Origin of the sequence: Streptomyces sp. V4I8 (genome assembly GCF_041261225.1) — a bacterium.
Taxonomy (GTDB): Bacteria; Actinomycetota; Actinomycetes; order Streptomycetales; family Streptomycetaceae; genus Streptomyces.
On sequence record NZ_JBGCCN010000001.1, the window covers coordinates 3,930,157 to 3,948,674 of the forward strand.

Consider the following 18,518-nt stretch of genomic DNA (forward strand, 5'->3'; position numbering starts at 1 on the left):
GAGCTTAGGTTAGGCTAACCTAAGTTCACGGCAGCCGCCGATGCGGCCCGGCACCCCCGCACTTCACGGCCCGTCCCCACCGGAGGACCTCCCCATGCGCTCGCACCTGCTCAATGACACGACCGCGGAGCAGTACCGCCGCTCCGTGACCGAAGGTATCGAGCGGGTGGCCGCCAAACTCGCCGCCACCGACCGTCCGTTCACCGGCGTCACGGTCGACGCCCTCGCCCCCGCCATCGACGCGATCGACCTCGACAAGCCGCTGCTCGACACCGCCGCGGTCCTGGACGAGCTGGAGGACGTCTACCTCCGGGACGCGATCTACTTCCACCACCCGCGCTACCTCGCCCACCTCAACTGCCCGGTCGTCATCCCGGCCGTGCTCGGCGAGGCGATCCTCTCCGCGGTCAACTCCTCCCTGGACACCTGGGACCAGTCGGCCGGCGGCACCCTGATCGAGCGCAAGCTCATCGACTGGACGACGGCCCGAATAGGCCTCGGCGAGAACGCCGACGGTGTCTTCACCTCGGGCGGCACGCAGTCCAACCTCCAGGCGCTGCTGCTGGCGCGCGAGGAGGCCAAGTCCGACAGCCTCGCCAAACTGCGCATCTTCGCCTCCGAGGTCAGCCACTTCAGCGTGAAGAAGTCCGCGAAGCTCCTCGGGCTCGGCCAGGACGCCGTCGTCTCCATCCCCGTCGACCACGACAAGCGCCTGCAGACCGTCGCGCTCGCCCATGAGCTGGAGCGCTGCAAGAAGGACGGCCTGGTCCCCATGGCCGTCGTCGCGACGGCCGGCACCACCGACTTCGGCTCCATCGACCCGCTGCCCGAGATCGCCGAGCTGTGCGAGCAGTTCGGCACCTGGATGCACGTCGACGCCGCCTACGGCTGCGGTCTGCTCGCCTCCGTGAAGTACCGGGGCCGTATCGACGGCATCGAGCGCGCCGACTCGGTCACCGTCGACTACCACAAGTCCTTCTTCCAGCCGGTGAGTTCCTCCGCCGTGCTGGTCCGCGACGCCTCGACCCTGCGCCACGCGACCTACCACGCCGAGTACCTCAACCCCGAGCGCATGGTCACCGAGCGCATCCCCAACCAGGTCGACAAGTCCCTCCAGACGACCCGCCGGTTCGACGCCCTCAAGCTGTGGATGACCCTGCGCGTGATGGGAGCCGACGGCATCGGGCAGCTCTTCGACGAGGTCTGCGACCTCGCGGTGGAGGGCTGGCAGCTGCTGGCCGCCGACCCGCGCTACGACGTCGTCGTCGAGCCGACCCTGTCCACCCTGGTCTTCCGCTACATCCCGGCGGCCGTCACCGACCCCGCCGAGATCGACCGCGCCAACCTGTACGCCCGCAAGGCCCTGTTCGCCTCCGGCGACGCGGTGGTCGCGGGCACCAAGGTGGGCGGCCGTCACTACCTGAAGTTCACCCTGCTCAACCCCGAGACGACGACCGAAGACATCGCCGCCGTCCTCGACCTGATCGCCGGCCACGCCGAGCAGTACCTGGGAGAGTCCCTTGACCGCGCGTCCTGAAAACCCGACTAAAACCCATGATTTCGTGGGGATCGGGCTCGGCCCGTTCAATCTCGGCCTCGCCTGTCTGACCGAGCCGATCGACGAGCTCGACGGTGTCTTCCTGGAGTCGAAGCCCGACTTCGAGTGGCACGCGGGGATGTTCCTGGACGGCGCCCACCTCCAGACCCCGTTCATGTCGGACCTGGTCACCCTCGCCGACCCGACCTCGCCGTACTCCTTCCTCAACTACCTGAAGGAGAAAGGCCGGCTGTACTCGTTCTACATCCGCGAGAACTTCTACCCGCTGCGGGTCGAGTACGACGACTACTGCCGCTGGGCCGCGAACAAGCTGAGCAGCATCCGCTTCAGCACGACGGTCACCGAGGTGACGTACGACGAAGGGGACGGGCTGTACGTCGTGCGGACGGCCACCGGTGACACCTACCGCGCCCGTCACCTCGTCCTCGGCACCGGCACCCCGCCCTACATACCCGAGGCCTGCCAGGGTCTGGGCGGCGACTTCATCCACAACTCCCGCTATCTGCAGAACAAGGCGGAGCTGCAGAAGAAGGACTCGATCACCCTGGTCGGCTCGGGCCAGTCGGCCGCCGAGATCTACTACGACCTGCTCAGCGAGATCGACGTCCACGGCTACCGGCTGAACTGGGTGACCCGCTCCCCGCGCTTCTTCCCGCTGGAGTACACCAAGCTCACGCTGGAGATGACGTCCCCGGAGTACATCGACTACTTCCGCGAGCTGCCGGAGGCGACCCGCTACCGCCTCACCGCCGAGCAGAAGGGCCTGTTCAAGGGCATCGACGGCGACCTGATCAACGAGATCTTCGACCTGCTCTACCAGAAGAACCTCGGCGGCCCGGTCCCCACCCGACTGCTCACCAACTCCTCGCTGAACAGCGTGGCGTACGAGAACGGCACGTACACGCTGTCCTTCCGCCAGGAAGAGCAGGAGAAGGACTTCACGCTCGACTCGCAGGGCCTGGTCCTGGCCACCGGCTACAAGTACGCCGAGCCGGAGTTCCTCAAGCCCGTGCGCGACCGCCTGGTCTACGACTCCCGGGGCAGCTTCGACGTCGCCCGCAACTACGCCGTCGACGTCACCGGCCGCGGGGTCTTCCTCCAGAACGCCGGCGTCCACACGCACAGCATCACCAGCCCCGACCTGGGGATGGGCCCGTACCGGAACGCGTACATCATCCGCGAGCTGCTCGGCACCGAGTACTACCCGGTCGAGAAGACGATCGCGTTCCAGGAGTTCTCCGTATGACGTTCACGTTCCGCACCCTCGACCCCCTGAAGGACGCCGAGCTCCTGCACGGCTGGGTCACCCACCCCAAGGCCGCCTTCTGGATGATGCAGGACGCGCGGCTGGAAGACGTCGAGCGCGCCTACATGGAGATCGCGGCCGACGAGCACCACCACGCGCTGCTGGGTCTCGACGAGAACGGCGTGCCCGCCTTCCTCATGGAGTACTACGACCCCGCCCACCGCGAACTGGTCGGCCTGTACGAGCCGCAGCCCGGCGACATCGGTATGCACTTCCTCACGCCGCCCACCGACAAGCCCGTCCGCGGCTTCACCCGGTCCGTCATCACCGCCGTGATGGCGCACCTCTTCGAGGACCCGGCGGTGCAGCGCGTCGTCGTCGAGCCGGACGTGGCCAACAAGGCCGTCCACGCCCTGAACGAAGCCGTGGGTTTCGTGCCCGAGCGCGAGATCCAGAAGCCGGAGAAGAAGGCGCTGCTGAGCTTCTGCACCCGTGAGCAGTTCTTTAACAGGCACAGTCCGGTCGCCGCCCGAGGAGCAGCCGTATGACCCTGTCCGACGCCATAGCGCATCTGTCCCCCCACCGCTGGGCGCGGGCCAACCGCCTCCTGATCCGCAAGGCACTCGCCGAGTTCGCCCACGAGCGCCTCATCACGCCGGAGGCCACCGGTGCCGGCACGTACATCGTCCGCAGCGACGACGGCCTGACCCGGTACACCTTCGCGGCCACGACCCACGCCCTCGACCACTGGCAGGTCGACGCGGACTCGATCACCCGCCACCGGGACGGGGCCGAGCGCCCGCTCGCCGCCCTGGACTTCTTCATCGAACTCCAGAAGTCCCTGGGCCTGAGCGACGAGGTCCTGCCCGTCTACCTGGAGGAGATCTCCTCCACCCTCTCCGGCACCTGCTACAAGCTCACCAAGCCGCAGGTCCCGGTCGCCGAGCTGGTCGGGTCCGGCTTCCAGGCCATCGAGACCGGCATGACCGAGGGCCACCCCTGCTTCGTCGCCAACAACGGGCGGCTCGGCTTCGGCATCCACGAGTACCTGTCGTACGCCCCCGAGACCGCGAGCCCGGTCCGGCTCGTCTGGCTGGCGGCCCACCGCTCGCGTGCCGCGTTCACGGCCGGGGTCGGCATCGAGTACGAGTCCTTCGTCCGCGACGAACTGGGCGCGGAGACCGTCGACCGCTTCCACGGCGTCCTGCGCGACCAGGGCCTGGACCCCGCCGACTACCTCCTCATCCCCGTCCACCCCTGGCAGTGGTGGAACAAGCTCACCGTCACCTTCGCCGCCGAGGTCGCCCAGCAGCACCTGGTCTGCCTGGGAGAGGGCGACGACGAATACCTGGCCCAGCAGTCCATCCGGACCTTCTTCAACCGGTCGAGCCCCGAGAAGCACTACGTGAAGACGGCCCTGTCCGTCCTCAACATGGGCTTCATGCGCGGCCTTTCGGCGGCGTACATGGAGGCGACCCCGGCCATCAACGACTGGCTGGCCCAGCTCATCGACAACGACCCCGTGCTGCGGGAGACCGGCCTGTCGATCATCCGCGAACGCGCCGCCGTCGGCTACCGGCACCTGGAGTACGAGGCCGCGACGGACCGCTACTCGCCGTACCGCAAGATGCTGGCCGCGCTCTGGCGCGAGAGCCCGGTGTCGTCCCTCAAGGACGGCGAGTCGCTCGCCACCATGGCCTCCCTGGTCCACGTCGACCACGAGGGCGCGTCCTTCGCGGGCGCGCTGATCGAGCAGTCGGGCCTCACCCCGACGGAGTGGCTGCGCCGCTACCTGAAGGCGTACTTCACCCCGCTCCTCCACAGCTTCTACGCCTACGACCTGGTCTTCATGCCGCACGGCGAGAACGTGATCCTGGCCCTGAAGGATGGCGTGGTCCAGCGCGCGATCTACAAGGACATCGCCGAGGAGATCGCGGTCATGGACCCGGACGCGGTGCTGCCGCCGACGGTCGAGCGGCTGCGCGTGGACGTCCCCGAGGACAAGAAGCTCCTGTCCATCTTCACGGACGTCTTCGACTGCTTCTTCCGCTTCCTCGCCGCGAACCTCGCCGCCGAGGGAATCCTGGAGGAGGACGACTTCTGGCGCACGGTCGCCGAGGTCACCCGGGACTACCAGCACTCGGTGCCCGAACTCGCCGACAAGTTCAAGCAGTACGACATGTTCGCCCCCGAGTTCGCCCTGTCCTGCCTCAACCGCCTCCAGCTCCGCGACAACAAGCAGATGGTCGACCTGGCGGACCCGGCAGGCGCACTACAGCTCGTCGGCAACCTGAAGAACCCGATCGCAGGGCTGTAACCACGGCCCTCCACAGACAGGCGGGCACCCCGGGGTACGGTCCCCCGGGGTGCCCGTCGGCTTTTGGCTTTCAGGGGCGCGGGGCTGTGTCAATTTGCGGCTCCGCCGCGGGGCGCGACCGGCCCCCACCGGCCCGCAGACGAATCACCGCGCTTACGCCGCAGGCCAGGGCACCTGAGGCGATCGGTAGTAATTGATCCCCAACGCCTCCCACCGCTCAGCCTGCGTAGCAAGCCGCACCTTGTAGCCCTCCCAGTCATGCGTAGAAGCCGGCGACCACCCCAGCTCAGCCACACCGGCCAGCCTCGGAAACGCCATGTACTCAATGTCCGCGGACTTCGTGATCGTCTCCGTCCACATCGGAGCCTCGACCCCCCGGATCGCCGAAGCCGGCGCCCCCGGAAGGTAGTTGCCGGGATCCCAGTCGTACGACCGCTTCACCTCGACCAGCCCGGCCCAGTCCAGCCCCAGCGGAGTGTCGGCCGTGTACTTCATGTCGAGGTAGATCCGGTCGGCCGGAGACAGGATGACCCCGGTCCCGTTCCGCGCGGCGGCAGCGACCTGCGCCTTCTCCTCCGCACTGGTGCCGTCCAGCCCCCAGTACTGCGCCAGAGCCCCCCGCGAGGGGTTCGCCCCGGTCAGCTGATGCCATCCGACCACCGTCTTGCCGTACTTGGCGACGAGGGGCTGCACCCGGTCCATGAACGCCACATAGTCCTCGTGGCTGGTGGAGTGCGCCTCGTCACCCCCGATGTGCAGGTACTCGCCCGGCGTGAGCGCGGCGAGCTCCCGGATCACGTCGTCCACGAAGTCGTACGTGATGTCCTTGCCGACACACAGCGAGCTGAAGCCGACCTCGGTCCCGGTGTAGAGCGGGGGCGCCACGCCGTCGCAGTTCAGCTCGGCGTACGAGGCCAGCGCCGCGTTGGTGTGGCCGGGCATGTCGATCTCGGGGACGACCTCCAGATAGCGGGAGGAGGCGTACCGGACGATCTCCTTGTAGTCGGCCTTGGTGTAGTGGCCGCCGGGGCCGCCGCCGACCTGGGTGGAGCCGCCGTAGGTCGCCAGGCGCGGCCAGGAGTCGATGGCGATGCGCCAGCCCTGATCGTCGCTGAGGTGCAGATGCAGCTTGTTGATCTTGTACAGGGCGAGCTGGTCGATGTAGCGCTTGACCTGGTCGACGGTGAAGAAGTGCCGGGAGACGTCGAGCATCGCGCCGCGCCAGCCGTAGCGCGGGGTGTCCTTGATCGTGCCGCCCGCGACCAGCCAGGGGCCGGGCTGGACGGAGTCCTTCTCGACGGCCGCCGGGAGGAGCTGGCGCAGGGTCTGGACGCCGTGGAACAGCCCGGCGGCCCCGGCGGCGGTGATGGTGACGCCCTTGCGGCCGCTGTCGAGGCGGTAGCCCTCGGTGCCGAACGGGCCCTTGGCCAGGCGCAGACGGATTCCGCCGGCACCGTGGGCGGTGACGGGGAGGCGGTAGCCGGTGGAGGGGCGGAGGATGTGCGCGAGGTACTCACCCATGCGGCGCGCATCGCGGGAGTCGTCAACGCGGATGTGGGTGCCGCGGGTGATCCGGTAGGGGGATCCGCCGGGGTCGGCCGAGGCGGGCGCGGGGACCACCCGGTCGAGCGGGGTGGGGGACGCCGCCCGGGCGGGGGCGGCCCCTGTCACCGAGGCGCCCATCGCGACCAGCAGCAGGGAACCGAGAAGGCGAAACGTTCTGTGGTGCTGTCTGTGCTGTCCGACACAGCCGACTCTCACAAGCGTGTCCCTTCCATGAGCCGTTGCGCTCCAAGAGGTCTGGACCACTCTCTCGTGAGTCGGGTGGAACAATCCACCCCATGGCGGAAATCATCCAGAAGGACGGCACGTGGGTCTTCGACGGCGACGCCCTGCGCCTGACGCCCGGGCGGGACAAGAACGTCAGCCTGTTCCGCAAGACACTGGGTGAACTGGTCGACCCCCTGGGGGCGTTGGCGGGGGTCTCCTTCGAGCAGGGAAAGAAGGCCGGGCGACTGCGGCTGCGGCTGCGCGACGGCGCCGACCCGCTGCTGCACGCCACCGGCGGCCGGCTCACCGAGCCCCACGACCCGTACCAGCTGATCGTCGAGTCGGACCGGTACGGCGTCGCCGAGTACCTCGTGGACGAGGTGCGCGGCGCCCTGCTGCTGGACCAGGTCCCGGCCGACCCGGTCGACGCGTACCTGCTGCCGGGTCCCTCCGTCCCCCTGTCGGTCTCCGCCGGGGACGGCACCGCGACCTTCGACGGCGAGCACATCCGCCTGGAGTGGAACTGGAAGACGGAGGACGCCAAGGCCGCCGCCGGCTCCCGCACCCTCACGCTCACCGACGTCGTGGCCGTGGAGTGGCATCCGGCGGCGGGCCTGGAGAACGGCCACCTGCGCTTCACCGTCCGCAACGCGCCCACCAAGGCCCCGCCGAAGTACGACGCCAACTCGGTGGAGCTTTGGGGCTTCAAGAAGGACCCGCTGATGGCCCTGGTCGCGGCGGCGGTCCAGGCCCGCCTCCCGCATCCGGCCAGGGCCACCGCCACGGACGTACCGGCACCGCGACCGGAGCTGCCTTCCCCTCCGGTCGCGTCCGCCGAGGACGCCCACGACGCCCTCCTGCGCCGCCTGCGCGAACTCGGTGAGCTGCACCGCACGGGGGTGCTCACGGACGACGAGTTCACGATGGCCAAGCAGGCGGTGCTCAAGCGGATGTAGCCCGCGTGCGGGACTGCCTCGCTACTTGGCCCGGCGCGCCACCGTGAAGTGGTCGATCCGCTCACCGGTCTCGGCGATGCCCTGCACCTTCAGGGTCGTGTAGCGGCCCTTCGGCGCGGGCGTGACGTCCACGCGCAGGAACGAGTAGTTCAGGTAGCGCACCCGGGACCAGGCGACGGTCTCGTTCTGCTTGCCGTCCTTGAGGTTGACGAACGAGGCCACGGACTCCTGCTCGTGCTCGTGCCCCTCGTAGGAGTCCGGCGCGGTGAAGGCGTACAGGCTGCGGCCCGCCGCACCGGCCGTCACGTAGACCACGCCCTCGGTCTCGGGGTACGCCGTGCCGCCGATCGGCAGCTTCTTGGCGACCTCGTTGCCCTTGATGACGTCGGTCCGCTCGTACTGGTGGTTGTGGCCGTTGATGACGAGGTCCACCTGGTACTTCTCGAACAGCGGCACCCACTCCTGGCGCACACCCCCCTCCGAGGCGTGCGCGGTGGAGGTGCAGTACGCGCAGTGGTGGAAGAACACGACGATGAAGTCGATGTCGTGCGCGGCGCGGTACTTCTTCAGCTGCGCCTCGAACCACTTGCTCTGGGTGCCACCGGAGATGCCGAGGTTGGCCGGGATCTCGAAGGACACGTCGTTGGGGTCGAGGGAGATGACCGCCGTGTTGCCGTGGACGAAGGAGTAGACGCCCGGCAGGTTCTTCTTGTCCGGCCCGTTGTCAGGGAGCGTGAAGCGGGCCTCCTCGCCGCCGTAGCCGTTGGGCGAGTACCAGGCCTCCATGTCGTGGTTGCCGTACGACACCATCCATGGCACGGACTTGGCGACCGACTCGGTCTGGGCGAGGAACTGGTCCCACACCCGCGAGTCGAAGCCGGTGTCGGCGGTCTTGCCCGAGCCGGACGGGTCGGCGTAGGCGATGTCACCCGCGTGCAGGTGGAAGGCCGGGTTCTGGCCGAGGAGCAGGCTGTCGTTGGCGAGGCCGTGGTAGCTGACGCCCTGGTCGCCGAAGGCGGTGAAGGTGAAGGGCGCCTTGTGGGCGGGGGCGGTGGTGAAGGTGCCGAGGGTGCCGAGGAGGTGCGGCTCGGCAGGGTCGAAGCCCTGGTGGCCGACGCCGTAGTAATACGTCTTGCCGGGCTTGAGGTGGGTCAGCTTGGCGTGGACGTAGTACTGCGTGTGGTCGCCGCTCGCGCCGACGCCGGCCGGCGTGTACAGCGTGCGGACCTCGGCGTCGATCTTGCGGGAGAGGTCCCAGGGGTGGGCGCCGATCCGGACGAACGGCTTCTGCACGGCGACGGGGACCTGCCACGAGATGGTCATCTCGGTGCGCGGGTCGTTGCCGTAGGCGAGGTGGCGGCCGAAGGGGGCGACGAGGGCGCCGTCGACCGTCTCGGTGCGCGGGGCCGTCTGCGTCGGCAGGGCGGTCCGAGCGGTGGTGGCGGCCTGGGCGGTGGCGCCCGGCACGAACGCGCCACCCGCGACGGCGCCGAGCGTGACGGCGCCGCCTCTGATCACGTTGCGCCGCGAGAACTTGGCGCGCAGGTACTCGTGCTGCTCGGCCATGCTCATGCGCTCGGCCAGCTGCTGGGGTACTCCCATGCGAGGAATGTCCATGGCGTCTGAAAGTCGTCCCCTCAGGCAACGAGCCACGGGACGCCGCATGGACAGCGCGCGAACAGGCGCTCATGACAGATTCAACGTTCCCCCAAAGATCCCTAACAGCCCCTTGCCCGGAATCGGGCAGGATTCTTGCGAAACGACTTCCGGTACCCCAGGATCTACCGGGTGCACGACGAACTCGTAGATCACCTGACGCGCTCCACGCCCCTCAGCCGGGGCGAGGCACTGCGGGTGATCCAGGACGTGCTCGCCTACTTCGACGAGACGACCGAGGAGTTCGTCCGTCGCCGCCACCGCGAGCTCCAGGCCCAGGGCCTGGTGAACGCGACGATCTTCGAACGGATCGAGGCGGACCTGAAATACCGGACGGTTGCACCGCCGGAGCTCACGCTCCGCCAGCTGCGCCGGATCGTCTACGGCTAGGGATACCTACATATATGTGCGGAATCGTCGGATACATCGGGAAGCGTGACGTGGCCCCCCTGCTCCTTGAGGGCCTCCAGCGCCTGGAGTACCGCGGCTACGACTCGGCCGGCGTGGTCGTCTCCTCCCCGAAGGCGCCCGCCTTGAAGATGGTCAAGGCCAAGGGCCGGGTCCGCGACCTGGAGACCAAGGTCCCGGCGCGCTTCAAGGGCACGACCGGCATCGCCCACACCCGCTGGGCCACCCACGGCGCCCCCTCCGACGTGAACGCCCACCCGCACCTGGACGCCGAGGGCAAAGTCGCCGTCGTCCACAACGGCATCATCGACAACGCCTCCGACCTGCGCCGCAAGCTGGAGGCGGACGGCGTCGAGTTCCTCTCCGAGACCGACACCGAGGTCCTGGTCCACCTCATCGCCCGCTCACAGGCGGAGAAGCTGGAGGACAAGGTCCGCGAGACCCTGCGCCTCATCGAGGGCACGTACGGCATCGCCGTCCTGCACGCCGACTTCCCGGACCGCATCGTCGTCGCCCGCAACGGCTCCCCGGTCGTCCTCGGCATCGGCGAGAAGGAGATGTTCGTCGCCTCGGACATCGCCGCGCTGGTCGCCCACACACGCCAGATAGTGACGCTGGACGACGGCGAGATGGCCACCCTCAAGGCGGATGACTTCCGCACGTACACGACCGAGGGCACCCGCACCACGGCCGAGCCCACCACCGTCGAGTGGGAGGCCGCCTCCTACGACATGGGCGGCCACGACACCTACATGCACAAGGAGATCCACGAGCAGGCCGACGCCGTGGACCGCGTCCTGCGCGGCCGCATCGACGACCGCTTCTCCACCGTGCACCTCGGCGGCCTCAACCTGGATGCCCGCGAGGCCCGCCAGATCCGCCGCGTGAAGATCCTCGGCTGCGGCACCTCGTACCACGCGGGCCAGATCGGCGCCCAGATGATCGAGGAGCTGGCCCGCATCCCCGCGGACGCCGAGCCGGCCTCGGAGTTCCGCTACCGCAACGCGGTGGTCGACCCCGACACCCTCTACATCGCCGTCTCCCAGTCGGGCGAGACCTACGACGTCCTCGCCGCCGTGCAGGAGCTGAAGCGCAAGGGCGCGCGGGTCCTGGGCATCGTGAACGTGGTCGGCTCCGCGATCGCCCGCGAGGCCGACGGCGGCATCTACGTCCACGCGGGCCCCGAGGTCTGCGTGGTCTCGACGAAGTGCTTCACCAACACCACGGTCGCCTTCGCCCTCCTGGCCCTGCATCTCGGCCGCACCCGCGACCTCTCCGTCCGCGACGGCAAGCGCATCATCGAGGGCCTGCGCAAGCTCCCCGCCCAGATCGCCGAGATGCTGGAGCAGGAGGAGGAGATCAAGAAGCTGGCCCAGGAGTACGCCGACGCCCGCTCGATGCTCTTCATCGGCCGCGTCCGGGGCTACCCGGTCGCCCGCGAGGCCTCCCTCAAGCTCAAGGAGGTCTCGTACATCCACGCCGAGGCCTACCCGGCCTCCGAGCTCAAGCACGGCCCCCTGGCCCTGATCGAGCCGGCCCTCCCCACGGTCGCCATCGTCCCCGACGACGACCTCCTGGAGAAGAACCGCGCCGCCATGGAGGAGATCAAGGCCCGCAGCGGCAAGATCCTCGCGGTAGCCCACCAGCCCCAGGAAAAGGCCGACCAGACGATCGTCGTCCCGAAGAACGAGGACGAACTCGACCCCATCCTGATGGGCATCCCCCTCCAACTCCTCGCCTACCACACGGCCTTGGCCCTCGGGCGCGACATCGACAAGCCGAGGAACCTCGCCAAGTCGGTAACGGTGGAGTAGCCAGCCTGCCTTTCAGAGGCTGCGCCCTTGGTCTTCAGGGGCGCAGCCTCTGTCTTTTTTTGGGGGCGCAGCCCCTGTCTTTCAGGGGCGCGGGGAACTGCGCGACCAGCCCCCACCCACCCGCACGGGCCGACGCGACAGAACGGACCCCCACGTGATGCCACCACTCACGGGGGGTCCGTTATCAACGCCGGGGGCCGCCCAACCCCCAGCTCGCGCAGCTACCCAGTGGCCGTCACGCCCCGCCCGGCAGCGCGTCGCGGAAGAGCCGTGGGCCAGTGCGCCAGGGCCGCGGTCGCCGCGTACCAAGCCACCGCACCCGCGGCGACGGCGAACCAGCCCCCGACCTTGGTGAGCCCGCCGTTGCCCGCGAAGGCGGCTATCGCCATGAGCACCAGGGCGACGAAGAACAGCCCGTACGCCCCCTGCCCGAGCTGATCCCCACCCGCCAGCGTGAGGGACAGCGCCACGAGGGCGAACAGCAGCAGGAACAACCCCGCCGCGTTGTCGGAGACGGCGGCGTCGGAGGAAACCGCCCAGGTGAACCAGAGCGCGCCCAGCGTCACGAACGCGGTCCCGTTCGCGGCGTCACGGTCGCGCAGGGCCACCAGGCCGGCGACGAAGAGGGCAATGCCGCCCACGTACTGGGCGATTGATACGGCGTCAGCGGCCGATACGCCGTCGATCACTTCGGTGTACCCCAGCCCGAAGGCCAACAGGGTGATTCCCAGGGCGAGTCGGCCGACCACGGTAGTGATTCCGCTTCCCGCAGAGACGTCGTTGTCCACGGCGGGCTCCCTTCATGCATGTGCAGTTGTGCGGTGAGCGATATATGCCCTTCACAAAGGCACAAACACCTCTACGCGCCAGTAAGTTCACGCATCGCAAAAAGGGGTGCGGGAAAGGGCGAAGAAGGAGACCGCCGCCCCGAACGGCTCATCTCACCTGGGACAACGGCGAGTTACGGAATGACAACGACGGGACGCTTGGCCCGCTTGGCGAGCCGCCCGGCGACCGAGCCGAAGATCCGCCCGACGATCCCGTGCGTGGAACCGACGACGATCGCGTCCGCCTCGTACTCCTGTCCGACCTCTTCGAGCTCATGGCAGATGTCACCGCCGCGCTCGACGAGGATCCAGGGCACCTCGGCGAGGTACTCCGCGCACGCGAGTTCGAGGCCGAGCACCTCGGTGCGGTGATCCGGCACGTCGACGAAGACCGGCGGCTCACAGCCGGCCCACACCGTGGTGGGCAGCCGGTTGGCGACGTGGACGATGATCAGGCCCGACCCGGAGCGATGAGCCATGCCGATGGCGTATGCCAGGGCGCGCTCACTGGAGGTGGAGCCGTCGAAGCCGACGACAACGCCGTGCTTGAAAGCGGGATCGCAGGAATGGCGTGACTGTTCCGCCGCCAGGGGCTCGGACGCCGTGGGATCGGCTACCGGCCGCTTGCGGTCCGCTGGTTCGAAGAATTCGTGACCGGCCATGGCTGTCTCGGCGTATTGATCCTTTATGGGTGGGCCCGCGAGCGGAGCTCGCTGACGGATCCAGCAGTGTGCGGCGGAGCTGTGTCCGGGAATGGTCTTCCCAACCCCATACCCCAAGGGTACGGCGGCACGCCTCCTTAGCCCAGATCCCGCTCACGGTCGGTGCGGGTTCCAGGGAGCATGCACGAGGGTGCGCCCGTAACGCAATGGTTGCTGCGGTGTACAGGCGGTTTGCGCAGGGTTCAACTTCCTCCGCCGCCGGACGGCCGCCTACCGGCGCGTACCAGTGACCGACCGCCCGGACCCGCGTTGATCTCCCTGAGCCACCGCCCAGGGAGCCCAGGGAGCACGTACGCATGTCAGGACCCAGCACGCCCACCGAGGACAGCGCCACCAATGTGGTGCGCTGGGCGGCCTTCAGCTGCGTGCTGGTCCCGGTGGTGCTCCTCTGGTACGGCACCTCGCTCGCCGGCGCCACCGGCACCGCCCTGGGCCTCGCGGCCGTGACGGCCGTGTGCCGCCTGCTGCTGCGCCAGTCGGAACGCGGCGCGGCGCGGATCAAGGCCGGGGAGGCCGGCCCGTCGCCCCGCCGTCGCGGACGCCACCACAGGACCGGAACCGGGGCCCATAGAGGCGGACGTCACACCGGGGGAAATACACCGGTCGGCTGACCGGTTTTCACACCCTGGCACGCTGCTTTTCAGCCAACTTCTGGCGCGCGGGCATCCCCCACCCAGAACACCCCCCAACCCCCGTTCCACCTGCACGGAAAGGGCCTCAGGGGGTCTGCGCACCCTACGTGGATTGGCCACTGCGACAAGGCGCACTTCCCTGCACGGCCCGTGAGTGCAACGCTTCGTGATCGAATGCTTCACGCCAAGTTGCCAAGTCGACAATGTGCCGAGTGCCGAACCGGCCACTGAGGCGCGACGCGACACAGTAGATTCGATCTTGACTGTCTACGGCGGGGGACTCGTGCAGGACCGAGGGGAAACGTGCAGGAGCGACACAACCGAGGAGCCGCGACCACCGAGGGGGGCTTAGCAGTATGAGCCACGACTCCACCGCCGCGCCGGAAGCCGCGGCCCGGAAGCTTTCCGGGCGACGCCGCAAGGAGATCGTCGCGGTGCTGCTGTTCAGCGGCGGCCCCATCTTCGAGAGTTCCATACCGCTGTCGGTGTTCGGGATAGACCGCCAGGACGCCGGCGTGCCGCGCTACCGCCTGTTGGTGTGCGGCGGCGAGGAAGGCCCACTGCGGACCACAGGGGGCCTGGAACTCTCGGCGCCGCATGGCCTGGAGGCGATCTCGCGGGCAGGCACGGTCGTCGTGCCGGCCTGGCGTTCGATCACCTCGCCACCGCCGGAGGACGCGCTCGACGCACTGCGCCGGGCGCACGAGGAAGGCGCCCGCATAGTCGGGCTGTGCACCGGTGCCTTCGTCCTCGCGGCGGCCGGCCTGCTGGACGGCCGTCCCGCGACGACACACTGGATGTACGCACCGACGCTGGCCAAGCGCTACCCGTCGGTGCACGTGGATCCGCGCGAGCTGTTCGTCGACGACGGCGATGTGCTGACATCCGCGGGCACCGCGGCCGGAATCGACCTCTGTCTCCACATCGTGCGGACGGACCACGGCAACGAGGCGGCAGGAGCACTGGCCCGCCGTCTGGTGGTCCCGCCGCGCCGCTCCGGCGGTCAGGAGCGCTACCTCGATCGGTCTTTACCAGAGGAGATCGGCGCCGACCCCCTCGCGGAGGTCGTCGCCTGGGCGCTGGAGCATCTGCACGAGCAGTTCGACGTCGAGACGCTGGCGGCACGCGCGTACATGAGCCGCCGCACCTTCGACCGCCGCTTCCGCTCGCTGACGGGCAGCGCCCCGCTGCAGTGGCTGATCACCCAGCGGGTTCTGCAGGCACAGCGGCTGCTGGAGACGTCGGACTACTCGGTGGACGAGGTGGCGGGACGCTGCGGCTTCCGCTCACCGGTGGCGCTGCGCGGCCACTTCCGCCGCCAGCTCGGCTCGTCGCCGGCCGCGTACCGGGCGGCGTATCGTGCCCGCCGTCCCCAGGCCGAGCGGCCGACGGACGCGGAGCCCCCGACGGGCCCCACCGTCCAGCAGGGCCCGCCGCCTGCCCCGTACCCGGACGGCGGCCCGGTCCCGCTGCAGACCCGCCGCACCCCGGCGCCCGTGGGCCCCGGCCCCTCGGAGCACGGGCGCGAGCTGTACGTCGGAGGCCGGGCGAGCCTGCCGGGCCAGCGCAGCGGAGCGTGACCCGGTGACGCCGGGCGGGCAGCTCTGCCCGCCCGGCGTTCCCCGGGACGCCGCCTGCGACACCGGGCATCCCAAAAGCGGACGTCAGCTTTAGGGTGGTCGCATGAACGATCGCATGGTGTGGATCGACTGCGAGATGACCGGCCTCTCGCTGTCCGACGACGCGCTCATCGAGGTTGCCGCCCTCGTCACCGACTCCGAGCTGAACATCCTCGGCGAGGGAGTGGACATCGTCATCCGCCCGCCGGACGCGGCGCTGGAGACGATGCCGGAAGTGGTGCGTCAGATGCACACCGCGTCCGGCCTCCTCGACGAACTGGCCGGCGGCACGACGCTGGCCGACGCCGAGGAGCAGGTCCTGGCGTATGTACGCGAGCATGTGAAGGAACCCGGCAAGGCCCCGCTGTGCGGCAACTCCGTCGGCACCGACCGCGGCTTCCTGCTGCGCGACATGCCGACGCTGGAGGACTACCTCCACTACCGGATCGTCGACGTCTCGTCGATCAAGGAGCTGGCCCGCCGCTGGTACCCGCGCGCCTACTTCAACAGCCCGGAGAAGAACGGCAACCACCGCGCCCTTGCCGACATCCGCGAGTCCATCGCCGAACTCCGCTACTACCGCGAGGCCGTCTTCGTGCCGCAGCCCGGCCCGGACTCGGACACCGCGAAGTCGATCGCCGCGAAACACGTTCTACCTGCTCAGTAGGAGGGTGAGGGGGGTGCCGGGGGGCGCCGCGGAATCCGTGCGCGAGCACCCCTTCGGACCCTGTACACTTTTTCTCGGCCGGTCGGGGAAACCCAAAGCCGGTCATGGTGGGTGTAGCTCAGCTGGTAGAGCACCTGGTTGTGGTCCAGGATGCCGCGGGTTCGAGTCCCGTCACTCACCCTGGTGCTTCAGCCGGTGACTTCACGACGAAGTCACCGGCTGAAGCTTTTTCTGCCGAGCCATAGGCTGCGCACGATGTCCGAGCCCCGCGTACCCGCCGAGACCGTCCGCACCGCCCGCCTCGACCTCCTCCCGCTGCGCGTCGAGCACGCCGAGGAGATGGCCGTGGTCCTGTCCGACCCGGCGCTGCACACCTTCATCGGCGGCGCTCCCCTCTCCCCCGCCGACCTGCGCGCCCGCTACGAGCGCCTCGTCGCCGGATCCCCCGACCCGGCCGTCTCCTGGTGCAACTGGGTGCTGCGGCTGCGCGCGGAGGCACGCCTCGTCGGCACGGTCCAGGCCACGATCAGCGCGCGGCACCCGCTCGACGACCACGGCGCCGAGATCGCCTGGACGGTCGGCGCTCCGTGGCAGGGCCGCGGGTTCGCGTCCGAGGCGGCGAAAGGGCTCGTCGACTGGCTCGGGCGACGGTCGGTCCGTACGGTCGTCGCCCACATCCACCCCGCCCACGCGGACTCGGCGGCCGTCGCCGCGGCCGCCGGACTCGCCCCGACCGACGAGGAGCAGGACGGGGAGACTCGGTGGCGGCTGACGTCGCGTCCGTAAGCGCGCCGATGCCTGGGGAGGTCGGCAGCCGGGCGAGGCGGAAGCTCTGCTGACCGCCTGCTGGAGGGTGCCGCCGTGAAGGCCGCCTCCCGCGGCGCGGATCCGGTCGACGTCAAGGTGCCCGAAGGTGCGGTCGGGGGACGATCGCCGGACGGCGCACCGAGCGGGGGACCGCCCGGGCGCGGTCGAGAGAGCGCCGGACGGCGTCGGTCGTCGGCCCCTTCACGAACCGGCGTGCGCCGCCGGGGAGTCGGACGCCCAGGGGCACACAGCCCGAGTCCTGGTCGCGGAAGGTGCGGACACCTCAACCGCGGAACCCGGATCCGGCTCGGCCTCGCCCGCCTCGGTGAGGTCCGGCAAGGCGTGGCCGCTCACGACGACGCCCGCGTCACCAACTCCGTGGCCAGCACCATCCGGGCCCGCTCCAGCCCCCGCGACATCGCCGGACGGCGGTCCGCGATCTCGGTGAGGAGCAGGTCGATCATCCGGCGGCCCATCTCCTCGATGGGCTGGCGGACGCTGGTGAGGGGCGGGTCCATGTGGCGGGCGATGGCGGAGTCGTCGTAGCCGACGAGGGCGACGTCGTCGGGGATACGGCGGCCCGCCTCGCGCAGGACCTGGCGGGCGCCCGCCGCCGTCACGTCGGACCCCGCGAAGACCGCGTCCAGGTCGGGGCAGCGGGAGAGCAGGACCTCCATCGCCCGGTGGCCGCCCTCCTCCGTGAAGTCGCCCGGCTCGATCAGCCGCTCGTCCACGTCGTGCCCCGCGTCCCGCAGGGCGTCGCGGTAGCCGTCGACGCGGCGCTGGGCGCCGTACACGTCGAGACGGCCGGTGATGTGGGCGATCCGCGTGCGGCCGCGGCTCATCAGGTGCTCGACGGCCGAGCGGGCGCCGCCGTAGTTGTCGGAGTCCACCGAGGTCAGGGTCTCCGCGGCGGAGCGAGGGCCGCTGATCACCGCGGGGATCTCCAGCTGGGACAGCAGGTCCGGCAGCGGGTCGTCCGCGTGGACCGAGACCAGCAGGACGCCGTCCACACGGTGGGCGGCCAGGTACTGGGCCAGGCGGCGCCGTTCCTTGTCGCTGCCCGCGAAGATCAGCAGCAGTTGCATCTCGGTGTCGGCGAGTTCGGCGCCCACGCCCTTCAGGATGTCCGAGAAGTACGGTTCCGCGAAGAACCGCGTCTCCGGCTCGGGCACGACCAGCGCGATGGCGTCCGTGCGGTTCGCCGCCAGGGCGCGGGCCGCCGTGTTGGGGACGTAGCCGAGTTCCGCGACCGCCGCCTCCACCGCCGCGCGGGTCGCGTCGCTGACCCGGGGCGAGCCGTTGATCACGCGGGAGACGGTGCCCCGGCCCACGCCGGCACGGGCCGCCACCTCTTCGAGGGTCGGCCGACCGCCACTACGGCCCCGCGCTCCGTGGGTTGCCATGGGCTCCGCCTTCCGCCGTTGTCTTCACGCTGGCCTGGAATTTAACAGTCCCGTCAGGAAGAGTGACCGTCCCCGGGGGGCTACAGTCCCGGCCCCCGCTTCGGCCCGAACGG

At 69.6% G+C, this 18,518-nt stretch carries 16 protein-coding genes and 1 tRNA gene; 12 read left to right on the forward strand and 5 right to left on the reverse strand.

Features of this window, described 5'->3' with window-relative positions; genetic code table 11:
* Positions 1-94: 94 nt before the first annotated feature.
* The 4 genes from desA to ABIE67_RS17830 are packed head-to-tail and all read left to right on the forward strand — an operon-like array spanning position 95 to position 5,121.
* Entirely contained in the window at positions 95-1,537 is a 1,443-nt protein-coding gene (desA, locus tag ABIE67_RS17815) for a lysine decarboxylase DesA (protein WP_370258395.1), read from the forward strand.
* Positions 1,521-2,804, forward strand: coding sequence for a lysine N(6)-hydroxylase/L-ornithine N(5)-oxygenase family protein (locus ABIE67_RS17820; protein ID WP_370258399.1), 1,284 nt, complete (start codon positions 1,521-1,523; stop codon positions 2,802-2,804). Before desA ends, ABIE67_RS17820 begins: the two co-directional genes overlap by 17 nt.
* The gene (locus ABIE67_RS17825) at positions 2,801-3,352 is read left to right on the forward strand and encodes a GNAT family N-acetyltransferase (RefSeq protein ID WP_370258404.1); all 552 of its coding nucleotides are present in this window, start codon (positions 2,801-2,803) and stop codon (positions 3,350-3,352) included. The genes ABIE67_RS17820 and ABIE67_RS17825 overlap by 4 nt, the downstream gene beginning before the upstream one ends.
* On the forward strand, positions 3,349-5,121 hold the full coding sequence (locus ABIE67_RS17830) for an IucA/IucC family siderophore biosynthesis protein (protein ID WP_370258406.1): 1,773 nt from the start codon (positions 3,349-3,351) through the stop codon (positions 5,119-5,121). The genes ABIE67_RS17825 and ABIE67_RS17830 overlap by 4 nt, the downstream gene beginning before the upstream one ends.
* Before the next feature lie 153 nt (positions 5,122-5,274).
* Here ABIE67_RS17830 and ABIE67_RS17835 read toward each other — a convergent pair whose 3' ends face one another.
* Positions 5,275-6,804 (reverse strand): beta-N-acetylhexosaminidase, encoded by a 1,530-nt coding sequence (locus ABIE67_RS17835; protein ID WP_370268687.1) that lies wholly within the window; start codon positions 6,802-6,804, stop codon positions 5,275-5,277.
* 158 nt (positions 6,805-6,962) lie between these two features.
* Between ABIE67_RS17835 and ABIE67_RS17840 the strand changes: the two genes are divergently transcribed.
* Complete coding sequence (locus ABIE67_RS17840; RefSeq protein WP_370258408.1) at positions 6,963-7,847, forward strand: DUF4429 domain-containing protein; 885 nt, start codon at positions 6,963-6,965, stop codon at positions 7,845-7,847.
* Between the two features lie 21 nt (positions 7,848-7,868).
* Here the strand turns inward: ABIE67_RS17840 and ABIE67_RS17845 are convergent, their stop codons facing one another.
* Complete coding sequence (locus ABIE67_RS17845; RefSeq protein ID WP_370258410.1) at positions 7,869-9,449, reverse strand: purple acid phosphatase family protein; 1,581 nt, start codon at positions 9,447-9,449, stop codon at positions 7,869-7,871.
* 186 nt (positions 9,450-9,635) lie between these two features.
* On the opposite strand from ABIE67_RS17845, the gene ABIE67_RS17850 reads away from it, so the two are divergent.
* Positions 9,636-9,893 carry a hypothetical protein gene (locus tag ABIE67_RS17850; protein WP_370268689.1) on the forward strand — a complete coding sequence of 86 codons (258 nt, stop codon included), beginning with the start codon at positions 9,636-9,638 and terminating at the stop codon, positions 9,891-9,893.
* A gap of 14 nt (positions 9,894-9,907) precedes the next feature.
* Positions 9,908-11,725, forward strand: a complete 1,818-nt coding sequence (gene glmS, locus ABIE67_RS17855; protein WP_370258412.1) for a glutamine--fructose-6-phosphate transaminase (isomerizing) — start codon at positions 9,908-9,910, stop codon at positions 11,723-11,725.
* A 221-nt stretch (positions 11,726-11,946) separates the two neighbouring features.
* Here the strand turns inward: glmS and ABIE67_RS17860 are convergent, their stop codons facing one another.
* Positions 11,947-12,513: a GPR1/FUN34/YaaH family transporter gene (locus tag ABIE67_RS17860; protein WP_370258414.1), complete on the reverse strand. Its 567-nt coding sequence runs from the start codon at positions 12,511-12,513 to the stop codon at positions 11,947-11,949.
* A gap of 173 nt (positions 12,514-12,686) precedes the next feature.
* On the reverse strand, positions 12,687-13,214 hold the full coding sequence (locus ABIE67_RS17865; protein WP_370258416.1) for a universal stress protein: 528 nt from the start codon (positions 13,212-13,214) through the stop codon (positions 12,687-12,689).
* Between the two features lie 356 nt (positions 13,215-13,570).
* Here ABIE67_RS17865 and ABIE67_RS17870 point away from each other — a divergent pair, with 356 nt between their 5' ends.
* The 5 genes from ABIE67_RS17870 (at position 13,571) to ABIE67_RS17890 (ending at position 16,978) form a co-directional block, all read left to right on the forward strand.
* On the forward strand, positions 13,571-13,885 hold the full coding sequence (locus ABIE67_RS17870; RefSeq protein ID WP_370258419.1) for a hypothetical protein: 315 nt from the start codon (positions 13,571-13,573) through the stop codon (positions 13,883-13,885).
* Positions 13,886-14,262: 377 nt separating this feature from the next.
* Entirely contained in the window at positions 14,263-15,486 is a 1,224-nt protein-coding gene (locus ABIE67_RS17875) for a GlxA family transcriptional regulator (protein ID WP_370258424.1), read from the forward strand.
* 103 nt (positions 15,487-15,589) lie between these two features.
* The gene (gene orn, locus ABIE67_RS17880) at positions 15,590-16,192 is read left to right on the forward strand and encodes an oligoribonuclease (RefSeq protein ID WP_370258427.1); all 603 of its coding nucleotides are present in this window, start codon (positions 15,590-15,592) and stop codon (positions 16,190-16,192) included.
* Positions 16,193-16,299: 107 nt separating this feature from the next.
* A tRNA-His gene (locus ABIE67_RS17885) sits at positions 16,300-16,372 on the forward strand.
* 75 nt (positions 16,373-16,447) lie between these two features.
* Positions 16,448-16,978, forward strand: a complete 531-nt coding sequence (locus tag ABIE67_RS17890; RefSeq protein WP_370258429.1) for a GNAT family N-acetyltransferase — start codon at positions 16,448-16,450, stop codon at positions 16,976-16,978.
* Positions 16,979-17,349: 371 nt separating this feature from the next.
* Here the strand turns inward: ABIE67_RS17890 and ABIE67_RS17895 are convergent, their stop codons facing one another.
* Positions 17,350-18,405 carry a LacI family DNA-binding transcriptional regulator gene (locus ABIE67_RS17895; RefSeq protein WP_370258430.1) on the reverse strand — a complete coding sequence of 352 codons (1,056 nt, stop codon included), beginning with the start codon at positions 18,403-18,405 and terminating at the stop codon, positions 17,350-17,352.
* Positions 18,406-18,518 lie beyond the last annotated feature (113 nt).

Coding starts and splice junctions, on each gene's coding strand:
- ABIE67_RS17870 (WP_370258419.1), top strand. CDS start 13,571: ATGTCAGGACCCAGCACGCCCACCGAGGACAGCGCCACCAATGTGGTG.
- ABIE67_RS17895 (WP_370258430.1), bottom strand. CDS start 18,405: ATGGCAACCCACGGAGCGCGGGGCCGTAGTGGCGGTCGGCCGACCCTC.
- ABIE67_RS17865 (WP_370258416.1), bottom strand. CDS start 13,214: ATGGCCGGTCACGAATTCTTCGAACCAGCGGACCGCAAGCGGCCGGTA.
- ABIE67_RS17890 (WP_370258429.1), top strand. CDS start 16,448: ATGTCCGAGCCCCGCGTACCCGCCGAGACCGTCCGCACCGCCCGCCTC.
- ABIE67_RS17830 (WP_370258406.1), top strand. CDS start 3,349: ATGACCCTGTCCGACGCCATAGCGCATCTGTCCCCCCACCGCTGGGCG.
- ABIE67_RS17825 (WP_370258404.1), top strand. CDS start 2,801: ATGACGTTCACGTTCCGCACCCTCGACCCCCTGAAGGACGCCGAGCTC.
- ABIE67_RS17835 (WP_370268687.1), bottom strand. CDS start 6,804: ATGGGCGCCTCGGTGACAGGGGCCGCCCCCGCCCGGGCGGCGTCCCCC.
- ABIE67_RS17845 (WP_370258410.1), bottom strand. CDS start 9,449: ATGGGAGTACCCCAGCAGCTGGCCGAGCGCATGAGCATGGCCGAGCAG.
- orn (WP_370258427.1), top strand. CDS start 15,590: ATGAACGATCGCATGGTGTGGATCGACTGCGAGATGACCGGCCTCTCG.
- ABIE67_RS17840 (WP_370258408.1), top strand. CDS start 6,963: ATGGCGGAAATCATCCAGAAGGACGGCACGTGGGTCTTCGACGGCGAC.
- ABIE67_RS17875 (WP_370258424.1), top strand. CDS start 14,263: ATGAGCCACGACTCCACCGCCGCGCCGGAAGCCGCGGCCCGGAAGCTT.
- desA (WP_370258395.1), top strand. CDS start 95: ATGCGCTCGCACCTGCTCAATGACACGACCGCGGAGCAGTACCGCCGC.
- glmS (WP_370258412.1), top strand. CDS start 9,908: ATGTGCGGAATCGTCGGATACATCGGGAAGCGTGACGTGGCCCCCCTG.